At 32.8% G+C, this 17,476-nt stretch carries 15 protein-coding genes, 2 tRNA genes and 1 other RNA gene; 4 read left to right on the top strand and 14 right to left on the bottom strand.

The genetic code is table 11. The features are described 5' to 3' along the window. The first annotated feature begins 33 nt into the window (after positions 1-33). On the top strand, positions 34-1,386 hold the full coding sequence (locus LrDSM24759_RS02665; protein ID WP_117117951.1) for a Mur ligase family protein: 1,353 nt from the start codon (positions 34-36) through the stop codon (positions 1,384-1,386). Between the two features lie 29 nt (positions 1,387-1,415). On the opposite strand, the gene LrDSM24759_RS02660 is transcribed toward LrDSM24759_RS02665, so the two are convergent. Then, positions 1,416-2,435, bottom strand: coding sequence for a serine hydrolase domain-containing protein (locus LrDSM24759_RS02660; protein WP_117117950.1), 1,020 nt, complete (start codon positions 2,433-2,435; stop codon positions 1,416-1,418). Between the two features lie 103 nt (positions 2,436-2,538). Between LrDSM24759_RS02660 and LrDSM24759_RS02655 the strand changes: the two genes are divergently transcribed. Beyond that, a tRNA-Glu gene (locus LrDSM24759_RS02655) sits at positions 2,539-2,610 on the top strand. A gap of 6 nt (positions 2,611-2,616) precedes the next feature. Next, a tRNA-Gln gene (locus LrDSM24759_RS02650) sits at positions 2,617-2,689 on the top strand. 304 nt (positions 2,690-2,993) lie between these two features. Here the strand turns inward: LrDSM24759_RS02650 and LrDSM24759_RS02645 are convergent. The 5 genes from LrDSM24759_RS02645 to LrDSM24759_RS02625 all read right to left on the bottom strand — a co-directional run bounded on the left by LrDSM24759_RS02645 (position 2,994) and on the right by LrDSM24759_RS02625 (position 7,598). After that, positions 2,994-3,539, bottom strand: coding sequence for a YagU family protein (locus LrDSM24759_RS02645; RefSeq protein ID WP_117117949.1), 546 nt, complete (start codon positions 3,537-3,539; stop codon positions 2,994-2,996). Positions 3,540-3,630: 91 nt separating this feature from the next. Then, positions 3,631-4,080 (bottom strand): hypothetical protein, encoded by a 450-nt coding sequence (locus LrDSM24759_RS02640; RefSeq protein ID WP_117117948.1) that lies wholly within the window; start codon positions 4,078-4,080, stop codon positions 3,631-3,633. 10 nt (positions 4,081-4,090) lie between these two features. Continuing rightward, positions 4,091-5,482: an MFS transporter gene (locus LrDSM24759_RS02635; protein ID WP_117117947.1), complete on the bottom strand. Its 1,392-nt coding sequence runs from the start codon at positions 5,480-5,482 to the stop codon at positions 4,091-4,093. 77 nt (positions 5,483-5,559) lie between these two features. Then, a complete protein-coding gene (locus LrDSM24759_RS02630; RefSeq protein WP_117117946.1) occupies positions 5,560-6,900 on the bottom strand; it encodes a glucose-6-phosphate isomerase in 1,341 nt (446 codons plus the stop codon). Between the two features lie 77 nt (positions 6,901-6,977). Beyond that, positions 6,978-7,598 carry a VanZ family protein gene (locus LrDSM24759_RS02625; protein WP_117117945.1) on the bottom strand — a complete coding sequence of 207 codons (621 nt, stop codon included), beginning with the start codon at positions 7,596-7,598 and terminating at the stop codon, positions 6,978-6,980. Between the two features lie 154 nt (positions 7,599-7,752). On the opposite strand from LrDSM24759_RS02625, the gene LrDSM24759_RS02620 reads away from it, so the two are divergent. Beyond that, the gene (locus LrDSM24759_RS02620) at positions 7,753-9,930 is read left to right on the top strand and encodes an LTA synthase family protein (RefSeq protein WP_245953325.1); all 2,178 of its coding nucleotides are present in this window, start codon (positions 7,753-7,755) and stop codon (positions 9,928-9,930) included. Between the two features lie 30 nt (positions 9,931-9,960). Here LrDSM24759_RS02620 and LrDSM24759_RS02615 read toward each other — a convergent pair whose 3' ends face one another. The 8 genes from LrDSM24759_RS02615 to LrDSM24759_RS02580 form a co-directional block, all read right to left on the bottom strand. Next, a complete protein-coding gene (locus LrDSM24759_RS02615) occupies positions 9,961-11,409 on the bottom strand; it encodes a sensor histidine kinase (RefSeq protein WP_117117944.1) in 1,449 nt (482 codons plus the stop codon). A gap of 2 nt (positions 11,410-11,411) precedes the next feature. Beyond that, entirely contained in the window at positions 11,412-12,125 is a 714-nt protein-coding gene (locus LrDSM24759_RS02610) for a response regulator transcription factor (RefSeq protein ID WP_170133352.1), read from the bottom strand. After that, a complete protein-coding gene (locus LrDSM24759_RS02605) occupies positions 12,125-12,517 on the bottom strand; it encodes an SdpI family protein (protein WP_117117942.1) in 393 nt (130 codons plus the stop codon). The genes LrDSM24759_RS02610 and LrDSM24759_RS02605 overlap by 1 nt, the downstream gene beginning before the upstream one ends. 26 nt (positions 12,518-12,543) lie before the next feature. After that, positions 12,544-13,515, bottom strand: coding sequence for a type I phosphomannose isomerase catalytic subunit (locus tag LrDSM24759_RS02600; protein ID WP_117117941.1), 972 nt, complete (start codon positions 13,513-13,515; stop codon positions 12,544-12,546). Between the two features lie 44 nt (positions 13,516-13,559). Then, positions 13,560-14,732, bottom strand: coding sequence for a MalY/PatB family protein (locus LrDSM24759_RS02595; protein ID WP_117117940.1), 1,173 nt, complete (start codon positions 14,730-14,732; stop codon positions 13,560-13,562). 2 nt (positions 14,733-14,734) lie between these two features. Then, on the bottom strand, positions 14,735-15,631 hold the full coding sequence (locus LrDSM24759_RS02590; protein WP_117117939.1) for a DUF3737 family protein: 897 nt from the start codon (positions 15,629-15,631) through the stop codon (positions 14,735-14,737). 229 nt (positions 15,632-15,860) lie between these two features. Next, positions 15,861-16,227: a transfer-messenger RNA gene (gene ssrA, locus LrDSM24759_RS02585) on the bottom strand. A 56-nt stretch (positions 16,228-16,283) separates the two neighbouring features. Then, positions 16,284-17,468: an acetate/propionate family kinase gene (locus tag LrDSM24759_RS02580; protein ID WP_117117938.1), complete on the bottom strand. Its 1,185-nt coding sequence runs from the start codon at positions 17,466-17,468 to the stop codon at positions 16,284-16,286. Positions 17,469-17,476: the final 8 nt, after the last annotated feature.

Raw genomic sequence — 17,476 nt, 5'->3', positions numbered from 1 at the left:
AGTAAGAGCTAGTTAAAAAGTGAGGAATTAACAATGAGTATCAAAACAGGAACTGCAAAATTAGCAGGCAAATCTTCTTATTGGTTTTTACACAATATTTTAAAGGGCGGTACAAGTTTTCCTGGAAAATTAGCCATGAAGATTGACCCAGATGTTTTACAATCTTTGGCTAAAGATTACGAAGTTATTATTGTAACTGGAACCAATGGTAAAACCATGACTACCGCTCTTATTACTGAAGCACTAAGAAAAAAATATGGCGAGATTTTAACCAATCCTTCTGGTTCAAATATGCAGCAAGGTATTGTAACGGCGTTCTTAGCCCACCATCCTCAACGTAACGGTAAAAAACTTGCTGTGCTTGAAGTTGATGAAGCCAATGTTAAATATGTTACAAAGCTTCTTCATCCTACTGCATTTGTTTTGACCAACATCTTCCGCGATCAAATGGATCGTTATGGTGAAATTTATACCACTTATGACAAAATCGTTGAAGGAATTAAGTTAGCACCTGATGCAACTATTATTGCTAACGGAGATGCAAGTATTTTTTCATCAGTTGATTTACCAAATAAAAAAATTTTTTACGGCTTTAAACTACCTGACGATAAGCCGGACAATGATCTTACTGCTCCGGTTAATACAGATGGGGTTCTTTGTCCTAAATGTAACCATATTCTTCATTTTCATGAAAGAATTTATGCTAACTTAGGCGATTTCTTCTGTCCTAACTGTGGTTATCATCGTCCCGAGTTGTCTTATACCGTAAATCAAATTATTGAGCAAACTCCTAATAGTTTAAAATTTAAAATGGGTAAGAAAGATTATACTATTGGTATTGGTGGTACCTATAATATCTATAATGCCTTGGCTGCTTATTCTGTTGCCCGTGAATTTGGATTAAGCGATGAAGAAGTGGCTGAATCTTTTGCTGAAAACAAACGTATTTTTGGCCGACAAGAACTAATTAATTACCACAATAAAGAAATAGATTTGATTCTTGTTAAAAATCCGGTTGGTTTAGACGAAGTACTTCATATGCTTAATACTGAAAAAGATGATTACTCCTTAATCACTCTTTTAAACGCTAACCATGCTGACGGAATTGATACTTCTTGGATTTGGGATGCAGATTACGAAGGCCTAGATAAGAGTAAAATAAAAAAGGTTCTAGTTGGTGGAGAACGTTGGCGTGATATGGGATTTCGTTTAGAAGTAGCAGGATTTGATCCTGGACTGATGACAACAGTAGCTAATAATGATGAAGTAATCGATTCACTTTCAAGCCTTCCTACCAAAAAGGTTTATATATTGTCTACCTATACCGCGATGTTAGCGTTACGCAAGACAATGGCAGAAAAGAAAATTATTAAAGCAGGAATGTAAAAAAGGTTTTCAAAATTGAAAACCTTTTTTTAGTACTCTATTATATTCTCCTTTAAAAATGTTTTGACGATATGTTCACGCATTGATAGAAACGTAAGGTTATGTCCACTAGGATGAATTCGATTTGTTAAAACAATCAAACCGGTTTTGTTCAAACGGTCAAGTAGCATAAATGTTCCAGTAAATCCTGTGTGGTATAAAATCGGATGATTATCTTTGGGATCAAAACATAAGTCCCACCCCCAACTTCTTGGATGAATGCCTTTAGGTGTTTGAACTTCATATAAATTAGCAATAGTATCTTGCGATAAAGGTAATAAGTCTTTATTGATACCCAGATAAGCTTGACTCAATTTAATTAAATCATGCATATTAGAAAACAAACCTGCCGATCCACAATGCTCTCCTAAAGTTCTTGCCTTAGGATCATGGACAATTCCTTTTAAAACTTGACCATTTGGTAATAAGGCAGTAGGTACGCTTACACCAGGCTGCGGGTTAAATGTAGTATTTTGTAAGCCAGTTGGTGCAATAATTTCTTGTTCAATAATTTGTTGAACTGGTTTATGGTAAATAGTTTCGAGAATTAACCCTAACAAAATATAATTAGTATCCGCATACCGCATTTTTTTATCAAATTCTTCTGTTACGGGAAGTCTCACTAATGCCTTAATTAATTCTTCTGCATTTAACTGATCACGATTCGGTATCCATCCTTTTATACCACTAGTATGGGTCAATAAATGCGATATACGTACCCTTTTATCCTTAAAATCAGGTAAAAAGCTTGCAACTTCCTCACTAAAGTTAATTTTTCCAGCTTCATATAATTTCAAAAATACATTTGTTGTTCCCAGTACTTTAGTAAGACTAGCTAAATCATATAAGTCAAAAGGATTAAGCTGAGTTACATCCGGAAGAAGACTTTCAAATCCCACTGTAGAAGTAAATACCTGATCTTCTTTTAATAAAGTATAGTTAACACCAGGTACAATGCGATCCCGAACCATATTTTCAATTAAATGTTTAGTATTAAAATATTCGATCATTTTGTTCACCTATAGTTATCATACCTTAAGCTTTATCCCTAAAAAAGAACTTTTCCTCTTGACAATTAGTGAGTAATTCCATTATATTAACTTATGTTGATTTTGCCCGTTGGTCAAATGGTTAAGACGCCACCCTCTCAAGGTGGAGTTACGAGTTCAATTCTCGTACGGGTGATATTACTGAGATATAGCCAAATTGGTAAGGCACAGGTTTCTGGTTCCTGGATGTTCCGGTTCGAGCCCGGATATCTCAATTTTGTGAAAGTCCCTTAATTCTGAGTGAGAGTAAGCCTTGGTATTAAGGGATTTTTGTTTTTTGAAATTATCTGGAATTTGTGAAAATTAACTATTTTAGGTGCAATATTAGACTTCATATTGTGAAAATTAATCATTTAGGTAGATACTTTACATAATTACCTAAATTGGTCTAATTTTATTTAAAGTCATAAGGCGTATTAAATGGTTGATTATAGATATTTAATTTGAGTAGTGACTTTTTGTTTTCTAAACAAAAAAAGAGATAAGCTATTAAACTTATCTCTTTTTATATCTCAATTTTTACCAATATTGATTAGTTAAAGTCTTAATTTTTTGCTTAGCAATCATATAGTAACCAACTGCTGCAATTGACCAGCCCCATACTAAGTGGCCTAAAAACTCGGATAAATGTTCTGCAAACGGCATCTGCCATGGAGCAGGTGTGGTTCCAAATAACGGCATCAAAATCAAATGCCAAATTACCCAAATTAAAAAGCCATAAAACGTACCTTGCCATAATCCAGCCCAAGCAGTCTTTTTATATTGCACCATATAAATTAAAAGCCAGGCAAAAAAGATTGAAAATGAAAAATGTAAAATTAATGCAACCCAGAAAACTTTTTGGTCAGTATTATAAATAACATAGGAATGAGTAAATTGGTAACTTGCTCCCATTTGTTGCAACATATGCTGTGGTGGGTTAACAACGTCGCGCGCTATTGTTCTTGGTGGGAGAATCTTTTCCCATCCTATCTTAACCATTCCGGAAATTAGTCCAGCGATAATCCCAACCCAAACACTTTTCCAAAATATTCGCCAATTTGATACTTGTTTTGCATCTTGCATTTCAATAACTCCTTTAGATAAAGTATTGATTAATGATTACAATATGTATTTATTGAATTTAGATTTAATAACTAAACTCTTCACCTTTATTTTAATCTTTTTTATCTAAATTAGCTTGAATATTTTTTATTTCTGCAATATTCATTTGATCTAAACGTTCTGCCATATCTTTCCATTCATGAGTTAACCTATGACCCTTTTTTTCACGAATTTCTTTGACATAGTTTACTAATTTTAATAAATTATCATAATTTTGGAGTAACTGATCTACTTGATTCTTAACTAAATCAAAGTCTGGCTTAACGTCTTTAGCATCCCCACTAACTTCAATAATTGCTTTAACTTGTGGCTGACAAAAATCAATTAAAGTTGCCCTAATTTCCTGCATTTTTTGTGCTTGTTCTTCGTTTAAGGTTAAAAGATCTTTTTGTGCATTTAGACTAACTAAGTTTGCCATTGCTATATTTTTAAAGTATAAATCTTTAGCAAAGGAATAAATTGTACTTTCCATTTGTTGAAAATCATTATTAGTTTCAGTCATTTTAAACACCTTAATTCATAGTCTTTTTCTCTAATTTAAACAAGAGATAGTCACTTAATAAAATTAAAAGTCCGATTACGAAAATCAAATAAAAAGTTACCTGACTACCTTGAGCAGTTAAGGTCGCATAAGAAGCACCGCCTCTATTTTGATAAATGGCTAAAATTGCTGCTAAGATAGTTGTTCCGATAGAACCAGCTAATTGCTGTGCGGTTTGGAAAACTGCGGTTCCATCACTTTGTAATTCTCTTGGCTGAATTTTTGAAGCTTCAGCCATAGTATTTCCAAATGACATCCTATGTCCTGCTGAGAAAATTCCATAAAAAATCATAATCATCATCATACTTAGGTTTAAGCCCCAGATGGCAAAAAGTAATCCACCGGCTGTAAATAAAATTCCCCCTGTGTATAATAGTTTTTTACCTCCTAATTTATCATAAAGACTTCCAAACCATGGAGTTAATACACTAGCAATAATACTTCCGGGTAAAAGTATTAATCCCCCAATCAAAGAAGATTGATGCTCAACGATTTGAGCATAGTTAGGTAAAACAAAACTTGCACCGATATTACCGAATTGTAGTAAAAAATATGCCAAAGCTGCAAAACCAAAGGCCTTATTCTTGAATACACTCAAATTCAATAATTTTCTAGTTGAATGTTGTGAATATTTTGCGTAACCCCAAAAGGCCAGCACAGATATTAATAAGAGGACCCAAAGTTTCCAATTAGAGAATCCTTGTCCAAGTTGATTAAAGCCAACAACTATACTTACTAATGCAATTGTAAGAATTAAGTATCCAACCCAATCTAATTTTTCTTTTTTGGGTTCATGATATTTACTAATTACAAATATTCCTACGATAAAAACAATTAGTGCAAATAATGTAACAATCAGAAAAATCCAGTTCCAACCCATGAAATAAGTAACAGCACCACCAAATGAAGGACCAAGAGTAGGTGCTAAAGCTAAAATCATGCCAGCTAATCCCATATAAAGTCCCCATTTTGCTTGAGGCATAACTTCCACAATTAAATTAAACATTAAAGGAATTGATAATCCAGCTCCAAAGGCAGAAATTAATCTTCCTAATAGCATTAAGGTAAAATTAGTTGCAAAAGCTGACAATAAACTCCCTACCATAAAACTCACACAAGCAAAACTAAAGATTTGTTTGGCTGTAAATCTACGATTTTGATAAGAAGAACTCAACATAATTACCGCAATCATTAGTAGGTATCCAGTCGTTACCCATTGCACCGTATTCATTGAAACATGAAATTGTCTCATTAAAGTTGGAAAGGTTACGTTTAAACTTGTTTCAGTTAATATTCCTACAAAAGAAATGCAAGCTACTGCTAAAACCGCAAAAATATTTTTTCGACTTACCGATTTATTCATTAATTTCCCCTTTTCACAAGAAAAAAGAGTAGAAGAAAAACTTCCACTCTTATTCTATTATCTATTAAATGATTTAATTAAAGACGCTTAGTTAAATCATCATGTAAGTCTTCATAACCTGGTTTGTTCAAAAGACCAAACATATTTCTCTTGTAACTTTCAACACCTGGTTGGTTAAATGGGTTAATACCATTCAAGTAACCTGAAATACCTACAGCTAATTCGAACCAGTAGATCAAGTAACCTAAAGTATGAGCTGATTGATTTTCAATATCAACAGTCATTACAGGTACACCACCATCAGTGTGAGCTAAAACTACACCTTCGTAAGCACGATCATTTACATAGTTCATGGTCTTACCTGATAAGAAGTTTAATTGATCCAAGTTTTCTTTATCATCAGGAATAGTTACATCGTGTTTAGGATTTTCAACACGAATTACAGTTTCCATTAAGTTACGACGACCTTCTTGGATGTATTGACCTAATGAGTGAAGATCAGTAGTGAAGTTAGCACTTGATGGGTAAATTCCCTTTTGATCCTTACCTTCAGATTCACCCATCAATTGCTTCCACCATTCACCAAACATTCTTAAAGTTGGTTCATAGTTTTCAAGAATTTCAGTAGTGTAGCCCTTACGGTAAAGAATATTTCTAAGAGCGGCATACTTATATGGATTGTCGCCTAAAACATCTGGATCTTGATATGCAGCGCGTGCATCTGCAGCACCCTTCATCATTTCATCAATATCACCGCCAGCTACAGCAATTGGAAGTAAACCTACAGCTGAAAGAACTGAGAAACGACCACCAATATCATCAGGAACAACAAATTCTTCGTAACCTTCAGCATCAGCTTCAGTCTTCAAAGCACCCTTAGCACGGTCAGTAGTAGCATAAATTCTCTTATTAGCTTCTTCTTTACCATACTTCTTAATTAATTTTTCTTTTAAGACACGGAAAGCAATTGAAGGTTCAGTGGTAGTACCAGATTTAGAAATAATATTAATACTAAAGTCTTTGTCACCTAACCATTCAAGTAAGTCATAAAGGTAAGAACCAGAAATTGAATTACCACAGAATACTACTGTTGGGTATTTTTCTTTTTCTCTACCATAAAAGGCACTATTTAAAAATTCAATTGATGCTTGAGCACCAAGATATGAACCACCAATACCAATACCAACTAAAACTTCTGAATCATTTTGGATCTTCTTGGCAGCCTTTTTAATACGATCAAATTCTTCTTTATTGTAATCTACTGGTAAGTTAACCCAACCTAAGAAATCTGAACCAGCACCACTGCCTTCACGTAATTCCTTATCAGCAGCAGTTACCATTGGTTGCATTTCCTTTAATTCATTTTCATGAACAAAAGGCTTTAATTTACTAGCGTCAAAATGCACAACTTTTGTCATTTTTCATACTTCCTTTGCTTGAGATTTATATTAACTTTTACACCTTTATTTTAGCAGATATTAAGCAAAAAATTACACTAATTACTAATTCTGTGATGAAAGTTTTTTACTAATACATAAATGCCGTATCCTAATATGGCACCGCAAACATTAAAAAAGACATCATCAATATCGCTAACCCCCGTCATTAGAACAAACTGAAAGCTTTCAATTGTTACTGATAATAAAAATCCCAGTAAAGTGGTTAAAGCAAAGCATTTTTTCTTTTGTAAAACGATAGGTAATAATGCACCAAAAGGAATAAACCAAATAATATTTCCTAGTGAATTATAAAAGAAATCTAACAAACTGGCTCCACGAGTTAATTTCCATGTTTCCTTTAAAAATACAAGATTTATATCACTGAAAGATCGATGAAGATTTAACGACCATTGCCAAGGAAAATAAGTATCTCTAAAAGTAGTTAACATCATCAATAGTATTAGATAAAATGCAAAAATCCAGACACATGTTTCTGAAAAAAGTGATCTTCGATGTCGCACAAATATTAACCAACATAATCTTAAAAATGCAAAAATCAAAAAATATAAAATAGTTTTATCAAGACTATAAAAGATCAATTTTAACAAAGCAAAATGATTAATCCTACTAGCAGGAGAGTTAGTTAAAATATTATATAAAGGCTGTAAAAATAGCATAATCTCGTTCCTTTTCTTCTTAATTTCTATTATATGCTACTAAAAACTATATTTTATTTTTTTGGATAAATATTAAAAAAATTAAAATCTTTCAAGAAAATTTGTCGGATATCCAATAAACCAGTAAAATATTTCTTATTAAAGGAGAAATATTGTGAAGAAAAGAAATTTTTTGCAAACAAGAATTGGTTTTTTTACTCTTTTAATACTTTGTTTTTGGCTAAAGTATATGTTTGCAGTTTACTTTGATTTTAAATTAAATCTGGGTGATCCCTACCAACAGTTTATTGTATGGCTCACTCCACTAGGTAGTGGCATTATTTTAATAAGTTTAGGATTATATCTTTCTAGACCCCTATTTTCATATCTGGCAATGTTAATCTTAGACATATTAAATACTGTGCTACTATTTTCCAATATTATTTATTATCGTCAGTTTAATGACTTTTTGACTTTTAAAACTATTGAAAATACTAGCAAGGTCTCTCAAGGACTTGGTAAGAGTACCATAGCCCTACTTCAACCAACAGATATTATCATTTGGCTTGATATTATTGTGATTGTCTTATTATTAATTTTTAAGGTAATTAAAATTGATCCTCGCAAATTCGGCTTTACGCGCCCCTTTGCAGTTACCTCTTTTGGAGTCTTTTTATTAACACTAAATATCATGTTGGCTGAAACTTCAAGACCACGCTTATTGCGTAATACTTTTGATCGTTCATATGTAGTTAAATACCTTGGTATTGATACTTATTCGGTTTACGATATCGCCAAAAGCACCCAATCTGAGCAAAGCAAGCATAATGCTAATTCTGATGATATTAACCAAATTCTTTCCTTTACTCAAAACAATTATGCCAAACCAAATCCAGTAACTTTTGGACAGGCCAAAGGTAAAAATGTGATTATTCTTCACCTTGAAAGTTTTCAACAATTTCTAATTGGTATGAAAGTTAATGGGCAAGAGGTGACGCCTTTCTTAAATTCACTTTATCATAGTAAAGACACCTTAGCCTTTGATAATTTTTATCACCAAGTTGGATTAGGTAGAACTAGTGATGCTGAAAATTTGATGGAAACCAGTACCTATGGTATTTCTGACGGTTCTCTCTTTACCTCATTAGGATCAGAAAATACTTTCCAAGCTGCTCCACAAATCTTGCGTCAACAAGGATATACTTCGGCAGTTTTCCACGGGAATACAGGAACTTTTTGGAATCGAAACGAGGTTTATCGCAATCTAGGCTATAATTATTTCTTCGATGCACAATATTTTTCACACAATAAAAATGATTCAATTGGATATGGTTTAAAAGATAAACTACTTTTCTCCCAAAGTATTAAATATCTAGAACAAATGCAACAGCCATTTTATGTTAAATATTTAACTGTTACTAATCATATTCCTTTTGATATGGATCAAATGGATCGTGATAAAACTTTTACCACTACAAATACAACAAATTCTACCATTAATAATTATTTTGAAACTGCTCATTACCTTGATCAGTCATTACAAGAATTCTTTGATTATCTAAAAAAGAGCGGACTAGAAAAGAATACTATGGTTATTCTTTATGGTGACCATTATGGAGTAGGAAGTTCAACTAGTGAAACCAATGCTTTGGCTCCTCTCTTGGGCAAAAATAATTCAAATTGGACCGATTATGATCAAACTGAACTTCAAAAAGTACCATTTATGATTCATATGCCCGGCATTAAGGGTGGTATTAATTCCGAAATTGGTGGAGAAATTGATGCCTTACCAACGATTCTTCACTTACTAGGTGTGAATACTAAGAATTATGTCCAATTTGGAACAGATTTATTATCTTCACAACATAAGCAAGTTGTTGTTTTCCGTAATGGTACGATCGTTACACCAAAATATATTATTATTGGTAATAAGGGAAGTAAAAGTGTAATTTACGATCACCATACCGGTAAAAGAATTACCAGATTAACTAAAAAACAAAAATCTGAAATCGATAAATTAGCCACTTATGCTAAAAATCTACTTCATAACTCTGACTTATTAAATAATCATAACCTTTTACGTTTTTACACTCCTAACGGTTTTATTCCTGACGATCCTAGTCAATTTAACTATAAAACTAATTACACTCAGATGCTCCAAATAGCTAATCAATTAGGAAGCAATTCAACTTCCCTATATTCACTACATAAGGGGTCTACTACTAATCTTTATACAACAGATGCAGTAGAAAGCAATAAAGAAGAAATTACAACTGTTCCAAAAGATGTGGCTAATGGTTTTAATGATAAATCTACTAAGACTGATTCAAAATCTTCTACCACTAAGAACTAAAAAAGAAGCTCGGCTAACCGAGCTTCTTTTTTAGGATTCTTTTTTATTCTCATAGTTTTTATCATACAAAGTAACAGTAAAGGTAGATCCTTCTCCTAATTCACTCTCAACTTCAATATTTCCTCCATGTTGCTTAATCAAAGACATCACAATTGCCAAACCTAAGCCTGATTCTCCTGAACCCAATTTCACACGCGAAGGATCAGCTTTGTAAAATCTTTCAAAAATAAATTTACTTTGTTCTTTACTCATACCAATTCCAGTATCTTTAATACTAATTTGAGTAGCATGTTCAATTCTCTTACCGGTAATTGTGATCTGTCCATCTTGAGTAAATTGTAGCGCATTTTGAACCAAGTTCACCAAAATTTGAGTAACCCGATCTTTATCACCATAAGTAGGTAATTTTTTCGGAGCAATAAGTTTAAGTTTATCATTTTTAGCTTTTGCTTTTTGACTCATTTGAGTTAAGAGATTATGCAGAACCGGATAAGCATTAAACTCTGTTTTTACTAATGCTACCTTATTACTTCTAATTCTTTCATAGTCTAGATTTTCATTTACTAAACGAATTAATCTTTTTGTTTCACTTTGCATCAGATCAATTGATTGTGGCACTGATTCTTGAGGAATAGCGCGATACTTTAATCCTTCAAGTAAACCATTAATTGTTGTTAATGGCGTTCTCATTTCATGAGCTGCATCAGCCATAAACTGGTCTCGGCGTTTTTCTTGAGCCGTAATTTCTTCGGCGGTTCTTTTTAACGAACGCACCATAAAATTAAAATTGCGGGCAAGCTCATCTAATTCATCAAGCTCATGATGAGAAATTTGAATATCATAGTTACCTTGGGCAACTTTCTTCGTTGCACGAGAAAGTTTTCTAATTCGTTGCGAAATAAAGTAGGAAATCCCAAAACTTAGCATTATCGCAATTACAGCTGTAATTATTAAAGCTGTAAGAAGATTATGTCTTTCATGTACAATTACATCTTCAACATTTTGAACCCGCGAACCAATCCAAATTACACCAATCATTTTTCCTTTTTCGAACCAAGGGACTAATACACTCGTGTAAGCTTCATGATCAGAAAAAGTCAATTGGGCATTCTGATGATCATTCTTAATTCGAATGACTTTTCCCTTTTTTAATTTATTAAAATATTCTTTGGGCAATTTCCATTGCATTGGGGAATGAGGATACACTAAATGATTAGATTTATTAAAAATTCTTAGCGTGGTATCTTCCCCTTGCATGACAATTTGTAATTTATCTAAAAATCCGACGTCTAATTCACCATCATTATTTTTGTGTGATAAAACGATTTGTTCTAGTGATTCAGCATAGCCCTCTAACCTGTTATAACTCTGATTATAAGCCTGTTCAGTGTAAAAACTTGTTGAAGAATAACCAATAATAGTAATACTAGAAAATATAATTAACAAAAATCCTAGCATTAATTGATAAAAGAGTTTCAAAATTATACCTCAGTATCATCAAACTTATAACCAACACCCCAAACCGTTTGAATCACTTGAGGTCCTGCGGTTTCTAATTTCTGACGTAACTTTTTAATGTGGGCATCAACAGTTCTTTCTTCACCAAAATACTCGTAACCCCAGACTAATTCTAATAATTTTTCTCGAGAAAATACTTGTTTTGGTTTTTGCGCCATTGTAAGTAAAAGATCAAATTCTTTTGGTGTTAAATCATTAATTGTTTTTCCATCAAATAAAACTTCTCGACGATCTTTTGAAATACTTAAATGCTTGGTAGTAACATCAAAATCTTTATCATTAGGATTTAGTTTATCTGATGATGCACCTAAATTTGTTCGGCGGTATAAAGCTTTAATTCGCGCAATTAAAGCCAATGGGCTAAATGGTTTAGTGACATATTCATCTGCACCAATTTCCAGACCTAAAATCTCATCTGATTCAGTATCTCGAGCTGTGAGCATAATAATCGGAATTTGTTGTGAACTTTCACGAATTTCTCTAGCAACTTCCATACCATCTTTTTTGGGAAGATTTAAATCCAAAGTAATGATGTCATATTTATCTTTGTTTGTCATAAACTTTTCAACTGCTTCTTCACCATCAGTTGCTACATCAACATTCCATTTTTCTTTAGCAAAATACAACTTCATCATTTCTGCTACAGAATTATCATCTTCAATCATTAAAATATTCATTATTTATCTTTAAAGCCTTTAACTTTCTTTTTTTTAATTTTATCAAGTTTAACATAATCATGTGGCAATTCATGTTTTGCTTTGAGATAATTTTGCAGTTTAGTTTCGACAATTATTAATGGAAAAATTATAAAGAAATAAAAGGTTAATAACCAAATTATAAAATAATTGTCCCAACCTAACCGATAGATTCCATATCCCAAAATCATCTGAATTACTCCAAATATTATAAAATATTTTGTAGCTAACTTTTGTGCTAATTTAAAACTTTCTTGATTAGTAACTGCTAGATACGAAAGATAGCCATACATACGATTTGGTCTTTTGGCTGGAAAAAAAAGCCAAGTGACCCCGACCGCGAACATAATGGCTCCACAAGCTAGATAGATCATTTGACTTCCTCTTTCTATTCAATTACTTAATCTTCTCTACCAGGTGCTGAGATAATCAAGCGTAAATTCTTTCCTGAAAAACTAAAATCCTTCAATTCATTAGGAATAATAAAATTGGTTCCTAACTTGATCGAATAACTTTTACCCTGGCAAATAAATTCTCCTTCTCCCTTAATAACGGAGACCAATAAATAGGGATGCTTGCCAAACTTCCAATCAAACCTTCCCGTGACATCAATTTGCCACAAGTAAAAATGTGGCGACATAGGAGGTTGCGCTAAAGTAGTAATTTCAGCACCGGGAACTTTTTCGCGCTTAATATCTAATTTAGGATCACGATGTGGTACTTTTATTGTATCAAGAGATTGTTTAATATGCAGGTCTCTTTTTTTACCTGTTTTTTGATCAACACGATCCCAATCGTAAAGTCGGTAAGTTACATCACTAGATTGTTGAGTTTCGATTACCATAATGCCTTTAGTTAATGCATGAACCGTTCCTGCTGGAACATACAAGAAATCACCTGTCTTTACAGGGACATAGCGAAATAACTCTTGCCATTTTCCTTGCTTGATTAAATCTTCAAGTTCTTCTTTTGTTTTTGCATTATGGCCATAGATTAATTTTGCACCTGGTTCGGCATGAAGTACATACCAACTTTCTGTTTTACCAGAATCATTTTCATGAACGCGGGCATATTCATCATCAGGATGAACTTGAACCGATAAATTATCATTTGCATCTAAAAATTTAACTAGTAAAGGAAATTCTTTTGCTTTAGGATTGCCAAATAATTCTGGATGATCAAGATAAACTTCACGTAATGTTTTTCCTTTATAAGGACCATCAGTAACAGTTGAAGCATCATCCTTGTATCCAGAAATGACCCATGCTTCTCCTACTTTTCCATCAGGAATCTGATAATGTAATTCTGTATTTAATTTACGTCCACCCCAAATTTTAGGACGAAAATATGGGGTTAAAAATAATGGCTCCATTAAGCTATACCTCCAAAAAAACTTCCTTAACCTATATCTCAATTCTAGTTATTTTTAGAGTATAAAGCAACACCTTTTTGTAAGCGCTTTAGCCCCTCCTTAACCATTGCTAGAGGGCAAGCTAAATTAATCCGAATAAAGTTATGTCCATTACCACGATAAAGTGCACCAGAAGACACAATTAACCCAGTTTTTTCTTTTAAGAATGTAGTAAATTCTTCACTATCAGTAGTTAAATTGCTGATATTAATCCACATCAAATAGGTGGCTGGGCCACTAACTACTTTTAAATTTGGTAATTTTTCACTTATCGTATCAATCGCATAATTAAAGTTCTCATTTAATTGAACTTTTAATGCTTGTAACCATTCATGACCTTGTGTATAAGCAGCAATTGTTCCTGGAATTGCTAATAAATTAGGTTCTGCGACTTCATCTGAATTTAAACCACGTTCTACAATATGACGTAAGTTTTTATCAGGAATGATCACTGTTGCTGCGTGTAAAGCAGCAACATTAAATGTTTTACTTGGTGATACTAAGGAAATGACACTATCCTTTGCATGACCTTTAACTGAAAAAGCCGGAGTATAATCTTCTCCATATCGAACAAGATCACCATGAATTTCATCAGAAACTAACGTAACATGATGCTTATGACAAAGATCAGCAATTTGTTGCACTTCATCTTTTGTCCATACCTGGCCAATAGGATTATGGGGATTACAAAAAATCATCATTGTAGTTAATGGATCTGCGAGTTTTGCTTCTAAATCTGGCCAATTAATTTCATAACGATCCGTTTTTGCAATTAAATCATTAGATAAAACGTGACGTCCATTATTTTCAATAGAATTATAAAAAATATTATATACAGGTGCTTGGACTACTACATTATCACCGATATGAGAGACTCGTCTAACAATAGAAGATAAAGCTGGAATTACTCCGGTTGAAAAAATCATCCAGTCATTTTTAATTTCAGCATTATGTTCTTCCTTATACCATTTTTTTACTGCATCAAAATAATCTTTACCTGGCCATTCATAACCAAAAGCTTCTAGATCAATTTTCTTTTTCATAGCCTTCACAATTGCTGGAACTGTCTTAAAATCCATATCTGCGATCCACATAGGAAGCTGTCCAGGTTCTACATCCCATTTAATTGAATCACTGGCTCTGCGGTCAGGTGCATTAGTAAAATCAAAATTTGTCATTTTTATATCTCCTTGGGAGATTGATTTGTATCAGAACGATCAATCTCTTCCCCAATCTCATCACAAATTATTTCTGTTTTTTCAGGATCAATTTTATTCGGATCCATAATTAATTTTCCGATTGCCGGAACAATTATTTTGCCCGAAATCGGATTTTTAATACTTAAAATCGGAGCAGTTAGTTGTGCATCAATGTTTGATACATTTTCAAAGGCCAAATCAGTATGATTTAATTTACAGTTATCTAGAACCAAATCATCAATGTAATTTAATCCTTGATTGCTTTCAATTTTACAGTTTACAAATTTAATATGCTTAGTATTCCACGCTAAATATTCGCCATCAATTACGGAATCATAAATAGTTACATTTTCACAATTCCAAAAAGCATCTTTCGAAACAAACTGACAATTATGAACTTCAATATTCTTCGCACCATCAAAGGCATAATTTCCAATAATATTTACATTTTCTAAATAAATGTTCTCAGAATCTTTTCCAAAATAGTCCCCATTAATATCAGTATTGGTGATTTTAATATTCTTACAAGTCCACATTGTTTCTTGCGCATCAGAAAAGTGAATCTGATCAAGCACTATATCATCACATCTTCTAAATAATTTTGGAGCTTGTAAGGATGAATTTTTTATGGCAATATGATTTGTATACCAAATACCACTGCGCGACATAGTTTCAAAGGTGGATTTTTCAACTTTAACGTTCTCGTCATACCATAAGGGGTATTTCCACTTAAAAATTGAATCTTTAATTTCAATATTTTTTGCTTCCTTCAAAGGTGATTCCCCGTGACCAAAAGTAACATCAATTAATTTAGCATCTTTTAAGCCATACAATATTCTTTCACCTTCAAAATATTTATCTTTAATTACTTCTGTCATTCTTTTCTGATCTTCTTTCTTACATCATTATTTTAAAACTATTTAATACTATCTACTAATATTAGGTTCTTAATAGTAAGAATTTTTTATTTCTCACTTGTACACGTAAATAAGCATACTCCTTGAAGTTCACTCCAAGTCAATTAAATTTTGATACAAAAAAACACCTTCTATTGATTAAAAGGTGTTTTAATTTTGTCGAAAAATATAACGACATTTTTTATTAATATAGTGGAGCTGAGGGGAATTGAACCCCTGTCCAAACGCATTTTGTCATTAACCTCTACGATTATAGTTATATTACTTGAGTTCACCGTAACTTCACGCCATATAACAGGGCAAAAAAGTTATGGCTAACCTAGTCAATCTTATTTTTAACTATTCAGGTGAGGTAGTTAAACGTAGCTTGCTAAATGGTAAAACCTAATGATCATCACAAGCAAACCATCATTAGATCACACAGGCTGACTAAGCAGCTACTGCGTAAGAATTATTATTTTTTGCAGTTATATTTAAACTGTGACGTTTTTACGTAGACGTGACCTACGAACCGCAGTCAATGCAAATCTACGCCTGTCGAATCCCAAAACAGCCCCGTAATGAAGACAACCATATTATACCTTGAAATACGGTTATCCTCAATATTATTGAGTTATTCTAAACCTGCTAAACGAACAACATCTTCTTCAATCATTAATTCTTCATTAGTAGGAATAATCATTGCCTTTATTTTAGAATCAGATTGAGAAATAAATTTCTGACCATTAGTTTCATTAGCCTGCAGGTCAGGTTTTAAACCAACAAATTCAAAATATTCCATTACTCGTTTACGTAGATCATTATCATGTTCTCCAACACCTGCAGTGAAAATAAGAGCATCCATTCCTTTCATTTCTGCCATATATGCCCCTACAGTACGAACTACTCTATTTATATAAATATCACGAGCAATTTTAGCACGTTCTGAATCTGATTTTCTTAAATCACGCATGTCTGGAGAAATTCCAGAAACTCCATCAAGACCTGATTTATTATTTAAAATGTCAATCATTTGATCAATATCTAAATTTTCTTTGTGCATTACATACTGCAATAATGATGGATCAACACTACCGGATCGCGTAGCCATTTCTATACCATCAAGTGGACTAAAGCCCATAGAAGTATCATATGATTTTCCATCTTTAACAGCTGTAATTGAAGCACCTGAGCCTAAATGACATACAATCAATTTTAAGTTTTTAAGATCTTTTCCAAGCATCTTTGCAGCTTCATTTGAAACATATCTTACAGAAGTACCATGAGCACCATATTTACGTGCCTTATATTTTTCATAATATTTATAAGGAACGGGATAGAGATAATGAACTGGGTCAAGACTTTGGTGAAATGCAGAATCAAAAACACCAACCTGAGGAACTCCAGGTAAAATTTTCATAAACGCTTCAATACCTTTTCCTTCAGCTGGATTATGCAAAGGAGCATAGTCTTTTAAATCAAAGATTTTCTGTAGATTGTCTTTTGTAATAATAGTAGATTCTTTAAAATATTCTCCACCCGCAACAATACGGTGTCCTACTCCAGCAATTTCATTGATACTTTCTACAACATGATATTCTTGCAACAAGTCTAGTAACTTTTGCACTGCATCTTCTTGAGTAGGAATATCTTCTCTGATTTCATGTTTTTCACCATCTGATAATTTAATTGTGAAAGTAGAATCAGGCAAACCAACGCGATCTGCCATTCCTTCAGCAATAACTTCATTACTAGGAAGTGAAAATAATTTAAACTTAAATGATGAACTACCAGAATTGATTGCTAAGACTTTCTTCATTTTAAGTT

The sequence above is a fragment of the Lactobacillus rodentium genome (assembly GCF_003423665.1).
In the GTDB taxonomy this organism is placed as follows: domain Bacteria; phylum Bacillota; class Bacilli; order Lactobacillales; family Lactobacillaceae; genus Lactobacillus; species Lactobacillus rodentium.
The sequence above is the reverse complement of the archived record's forward strand: the minus strand, read 5'-3'. Positions and strand labels throughout refer to the sequence as shown.

Bases quoted from the DNA above. Each gene is read 5' to 3' on its own strand.
- LrDSM24759_RS02665 (WP_117117951.1), top strand. From the start codon at position 34: ATGAGTATCAAAACAGGAACTGCAAAATTAGCAGGCAAATCTTCTTAT.
- LrDSM24759_RS02660 (WP_117117950.1), bottom strand. From the start codon at position 2,435: ATGATCGAATATTTTAATACTAAACATTTAATTGAAAATATGGTTCGG.
- LrDSM24759_RS02645 (WP_117117949.1), bottom strand. From the start codon at position 3,539: ATGCAAGATGCAAAACAAGTATCAAATTGGCGAATATTTTGGAAAAGT.
- LrDSM24759_RS02640 (WP_117117948.1), bottom strand. From the start codon at position 4,080: ATGACTGAAACTAATAATGATTTTCAACAAATGGAAAGTACAATTTAT.
- LrDSM24759_RS02635 (WP_117117947.1), bottom strand. From the start codon at position 5,482: ATGAATAAATCGGTAAGTCGAAAAAATATTTTTGCGGTTTTAGCAGTA.
- LrDSM24759_RS02630 (WP_117117946.1), bottom strand. From the start codon at position 6,900: ATGACAAAAGTTGTGCATTTTGACGCTAGTAAATTAAAGCCTTTTGTT.
- LrDSM24759_RS02625 (WP_117117945.1), bottom strand. From the start codon at position 7,598: ATGCTATTTTTACAGCCTTTATATAATATTTTAACTAACTCTCCTGCT.
- LrDSM24759_RS02610 (WP_170133352.1), bottom strand. From the start codon at position 12,125: ATGAATATTTTAATGATTGAAGATGATAATTCTGTAGCAGAAATGATG.
- LrDSM24759_RS02605 (WP_117117942.1), bottom strand. From the start codon at position 12,517: ATGATCTATCTAGCTTGTGGAGCCATTATGTTCGCGGTCGGGGTCACT.
- LrDSM24759_RS02600 (WP_117117941.1), bottom strand. From the start codon at position 13,515: ATGGAGCCATTATTTTTAACCCCATATTTTCGTCCTAAAATTTGGGGT.
- LrDSM24759_RS02595 (WP_117117940.1), bottom strand. From the start codon at position 14,732: ATGACAAATTTTGATTTTACTAATGCACCTGACCGCAGAGCCAGTGAT.
- LrDSM24759_RS02590 (WP_117117939.1), bottom strand. From the start codon at position 15,631: ATGACAGAAGTAATTAAAGATAAATATTTTGAAGGTGAAAGAATATTG.
- LrDSM24759_RS02580 (WP_117117938.1), bottom strand. From the start codon at position 17,468: ATGAAGAAAGTCTTAGCAATCAATTCTGGTAGTTCATCATTTAAGTTT.